Source organism: Longicatena sp. 210702-DFI.1.196, assembly GCF_020563125.1.
In the GTDB taxonomy this organism is placed as follows: domain Bacteria; phylum Bacillota_I; class Bacilli_A; order Erysipelotrichales; family Erysipelotrichaceae; genus Longicatena; species Longicatena caecimuris.
In genome coordinates, this window is sequence record NZ_JAJCPX010000071.1 from 1 (window position 1) to 4,932 (window position 4,932).

The 4,932-nt window shown below is 30.6% G+C and carries 5 protein-coding genes and 1 pseudogene; all 6 read right to left on the reverse strand.

Annotation, left to right across the window (positions count from 1 at the left end):
* Positions 1–26 precede the first annotated feature (26 nt).
* Positions 27–563: a GNAT family N-acetyltransferase gene (locus tag LI241_RS15360; RefSeq protein WP_227151448.1), complete on the reverse strand. Its 537-nt coding sequence runs from the start codon at positions 561–563 to the stop codon at positions 27–29.
* Positions 564–1,328: 765 nt separating this feature from the next.
* Positions 1,329–1,889, reverse strand: a complete 561-nt coding sequence (locus LI241_RS15365; RefSeq protein ID WP_008691024.1) for a YdeI family protein — start codon at positions 1,887–1,889, stop codon at positions 1,329–1,331.
* 351 nt (positions 1,890–2,240) lie between these two features.
* Entirely contained in the window at positions 2,241–2,987 is a 747-nt protein-coding gene (locus tag LI241_RS15370; protein ID WP_008691022.1) for an N-acetyltransferase, read from the reverse strand.
* 57 nt (positions 2,988–3,044) lie between these two features.
* Positions 3,045–3,701: a hypothetical protein gene (locus LI241_RS15375; protein WP_008691020.1), complete on the reverse strand. Its 657-nt coding sequence runs from the start codon at positions 3,699–3,701 to the stop codon at positions 3,045–3,047.
* Between the two features lie 541 nt (positions 3,702–4,242).
* Positions 4,243–4,569, reverse strand: coding sequence for a hypothetical protein (locus tag LI241_RS15380; protein ID WP_008691018.1), 327 nt, complete (start codon positions 4,567–4,569; stop codon positions 4,243–4,245).
* Between the two features lie 13 nt (positions 4,570–4,582).
* A pseudogene (locus tag LI241_RS15385) lies at positions 4,583–4,885 on the reverse strand (transcriptional regulator); the annotation flags it as partial.
* Positions 4,886–4,932 lie beyond the last annotated feature (47 nt).

The window sequence follows — 4,932 nt, forward strand, 5'->3', positions numbered from 1 at the left end:
ACATTTAAGAAGATATAAAAAGATAGTCAAAAAGACATATATAATTTATGTAGTATAATCTTTATTTCATACCCATATTCATGTAACACAAAACCATCATCGAATATTTCATCATAAACACCATCTGCTTTTATAAACCCGTTTTTTATATAAAGTTGGATAGCCGGTTTGTTTATATCTACCACAAAAAGTCTAAGATATTCAGCTCCTAATGTTTTGGCCATTTCCTTTGCTTTATTAAGCATTAAACTAGCTATTCCTTTTTTTAAACACTTGACATTTACACCTAATCGATCCACATATAGAGCCTTTGCGTAATGATCACTCCAAGTTATTGTATTTTCTTTTGAGATTGCATCATGCAAAACAAAAGCCGATACGATCATACCATTCTTATTAAGTAAAACATAAAGCTGTTTATTTTTTATATCTTCCTCAAAGAATTCACAAGGATAAATATCGTCCCAAATTTGTATATCCTGTTTATTCATATTTTCAATGATTTGCTTATACATATCTTTTATCTCTGCTAAGTCTTGTAGAACGGCTAATCTAAACTCCATTTTATCATCTCCGTAAAAATCTATATACCTCATTCTAGCATACTAGCATTTGTAATACCATAAGGTAGCCAATTTATAAACTTAATACACCTATTAGATATTATAGTTATTTATATTCTCATGAGGATATGCTTTTTTGTTGTTTACACCTAGAGAAATGATTATAAAAACTACTGTAGATATATGGTTTATCGAGATATCAGCATATCCTAGCGTTCAAAACTTTATTAATGATTTATCAAATACTTCAGAAATATCTTCTTTGTTCCAGCAACTATTACCGGTTCCTTAGTAACAGTAGGTTACTTTATTGTAAAAAATTTCTCATATAATATTATAATTATCTTTCTCTAATAATTTTATTTACTATTACCTCTTATACAATAGGAAAGATTTATTCCAGGTTTAAAAATTTTAATATAAAAATCGGACAAGCCGATGTCTGATTATAAAATTTGAAATTATGTGGGCTGTGCAATTCCAACTGGGACTCAAGCACATTCAAAATTGATATTTTTTAATAACATTCTGGAATTTTTAATACCACATCACTAGAAATTAAACTTTAATTTCAGATAGAAAAATGACCAATTTTGTATTACCATAACTCGCCACTTTCACAATTTTTACAGAAAGTCTATCTTTTATTTACGTCTATCTTGTGGGTAAATTTTACCTGTATGCAGTTGTATGCGATTATAAAAAATCAATGAGAAAATAATGGTAGTTTACCGAAGTTACAAACAAACTGGTATTTTCAATTTGCTACATTGGTTTCAAATTTTTATTAAGTCTATCTACCATCCAATCAATTCTCTTTTTTCTACCTTTATCCGTCTTAGCATCAAAATAGGCTTTCGTATAAGTTTTCTTAACTGATGGAGACATTGATTGAAAATTTTTATAAGCAAGTTCATATTCTTTTAGAACATTCAATACTTCTAATATATGTTTTTCTGTTATTTCAAGAGCTTTTGGTGCATTCCATTGTCCATTATTTTTAGCTTCTTCCATTTTATTTCTGCCATATTCAGTCATAAGACCTCTTTCTTCAAGGCTTTCTGCTAATGCTTTATTTTTTTCCGACCACTTACTTTTTTGCCTACGCATTGAAAAATATTTTTTATAAGTTTTATCATCAAGTCTTTGCATTTGTCCATCAATCCACCCAAAACATAATGCTTCTTCAAGTGCTTCATTTGCCTTTATTGTTTTTGGTTCTCCTGATTTTCTAAATAAAATCCAAACGCCCTCGTTTGATAAGCAATTATAAGATAACCATTTTCTAAATTCATCTCTATTAGCAAATTCTAATACGTCTTTCATCACATATTCTCCTCATTTTCAAGAATTCAAATTTACCTATATGCCTCATTATAACACGATGATATTTTTAATACCACATCACCAGAAATTAGCACTATTTTTACCAAATATTTATAAAATCCATCATTTTAAACGTAAAACAGGACAGCTAATATCAACTATCCTATTCTGAATTTATCTATGTACAACGGCAAAAGAAGTCCAGACATTTTAGAGAAAGCCGTATTGCCATGTAAGAAAATAAGTGGTTCTCCCTGCCCGTATTCTTCATCATAAATAGATTAACCCTGATACTTAAAATCTGCCATTATATCACCCTTTTTAAGGGTTCACTAATAAGATAAACGGAATTTATTTTGCCAACAACTTTAAAAATCTCTTATCATTCATCTGTTCATTAGTTAAATATTTCCCATTATAGAACAGAGCATACGTTGTAATCGGCGTAGGTGCACTTTGTGCTTGTTCTTTGCTTTGCAAATGAATAGCTTTAAACTGTACGCCCTTTTCTTTTGCGACTTCTTCTACAATAGGGACATATTTTGCGTTAAATGGACATTGACAGGTATAATATAAAACATATCCCATTTCATCAATGTGAGGGTGTTTCGCACACTCTTTGAATTTAGGTAAAGAAGCATTGCTGTCAAATGATAAACACCATAATTGAATACCATTATCTGCTTCATCACAAACGGTAAAACCTTTGTATTTTAAAAATTTAGGATCAGCTAAAAAGAGTTTTTTCTTTTTGGAAGATAGAATACATACCCCTTTTTTTCCTTTGATTTTACTATCTTCAATACACGCATTTAATAAGTCTGTTGAGTATCCGTGCCCCTTGAATGATCCAGCTACCCAAAGACAGTTAATATACATAAAATCATCTGCAACAATTGGGTTCCAAGCGTTTTCAGCAGGAATATACTCAACAAAACACTTTCCTCGTGCTACACTCTTTAGAAAAATTAGGCCTTCATCAAATCGTTCTTGTAACCAAGCCTTTTTTGATGATACCTGAATATCATTGTTATTTGAAATAGCACAGCATATATGCTCTTTGTCTATATTCTCATTAGTTACTCTAAGATATTCCATAAAAACACCTCATTTCTAATTTCCAATTTTCTTAGTTCTAAAAACGGCGATTTGTGCTTATGAATGTATCTTATTTTTTATACGCAAACTTGCTTCTATGTGCATAATCCAATGTCTTGAAAATGGCATTTGTATTAGCCCACGAATATCTTTACCGCACCAATAATCAATGAGCCAACTTGCATTTTCATCCTTACTTACAACATTCAATAATTTTAACTGTTTTTTTCTTTCTTCTGATATTTTCTTTTTCAATTCATCATAAGATAAACTATTGATTATCTTCTCAGTGCTATCCTTTACCTCAGATATATATGAATAAAGTTCTTTCAAGTTAAGCTGTTTTGAAAAATCTGCAATCTGCTCTTTTACCAGTTCATTTCCTGTTGTAATTATAGGTGAATTGATACGTTCTTGATAGTTTCCCGCAAAAAAAACTTGCTCGCTCTCATTTATCAATGTATGAGCAACTATATCTTCAATTCGGAAAATATGCCAAATTGAATATGCAATCGTTTTACTATGATAACCGTCTGTGTTTATAAACGGAATTGCGTCAAAATCTTTTCTACTCAATTCCTTATGAAAGGATGTTAAGCATTCCATTAACTGATTTCGCAAATCAAATAGTGTAGCAATGCCTGCTTCATAGGTATCTTTCTTTTTGATTTGCGCTTGCATTATTTTATTCAGTTCTGACCATACCTTATTCATAATCAATTATCCCTCTAAATTCAAATTTTTCTTTATCTGCATTATATCATGCTGTTATAAGCGTTGTCATTTTTTTCTGCTATTGAAAAATCCACGCTTTGTAAAGGGTGCAATTTTACTTGTTCTTCATATGAGAAAATAGTCAATGGGCATTTTTGATTGAACTTCCCTTCAAATAATCCTTTATTAGTTATTGTGTTTCAATCTTAATTCATAAAAGTATTCTGGAAATTTATTAATATCTCCCTAAATATAACCTCTATATTGCTTTCTGTGATTTGATTTCTGCTCTTAATTCTTCATCGGGCGGTAAACACAATTTGTATTTACTTGAAACAATTGCTCATTATCTCTTAATATTGAATAACGTGCAATATCTTCATCTGTCTCTCACCCTCTTTCCGCAAATTTGGAATATAAACGGAGTACCATTTATACCTTTTGGAAATGCGAAAAAGAGAGAAAGAAAAAGCTCGCACAAGACATGATACTTGTATGAGCCAAATAAATTGATTTTAATTTTTCTTATTTTGTTTGCTAATTAAAGATTTCCAAATAAAGCAATAAAAATCAAGGCGATTGTACCTATTGCTATGAAGCACAAAGACAATCCAGCTTTCCTTTTTCGAGAATCGAATGATTCTTTTGTAGTTTCTGTCATATTAGCCGGAAATCTGTTTCTTCCCAATAAATATAATATAAGCCCACCACCGCCATTATTGCCACTTAGTGAGAATATTCCCCAAAATGTAGGGTGTTTCATTCCTCTGCTTTCTGCATCGAGAACTACTAACCTGAAAATCTGATACATTAAAGTAAAAGCACCGAGCAAAACCATAAAAACCATAATCGAAGCTACTACTATCATTTTACTTTCCTCCTTAGATTTTTCTAATTATCTGATAAAATAAATAGCAAGTACCAATGATACCAAGAGCAGAACCGCCCATAATCAAGTATTGATTGCTAATTATTAGCCCATTGAATAGTATAAAAGCAATTATCATCATCACATTTGCAATAATCGCTATTATCAATTTTTGATTGCTTTTTACGATATTGGTACTCTTTTCTAAATGCTCTATCATTTCCTCATCCCCCTTCAACAGTTTATCAAGGCTGATGTTGTATAAGGTGCTTAATTTAATTACACTAACAATATCCGGAAAAGATTTTTCCGTCTCCCTTAGTTAAAGATATGAACCCTATTTATCAGTCTACTTTTCCAATA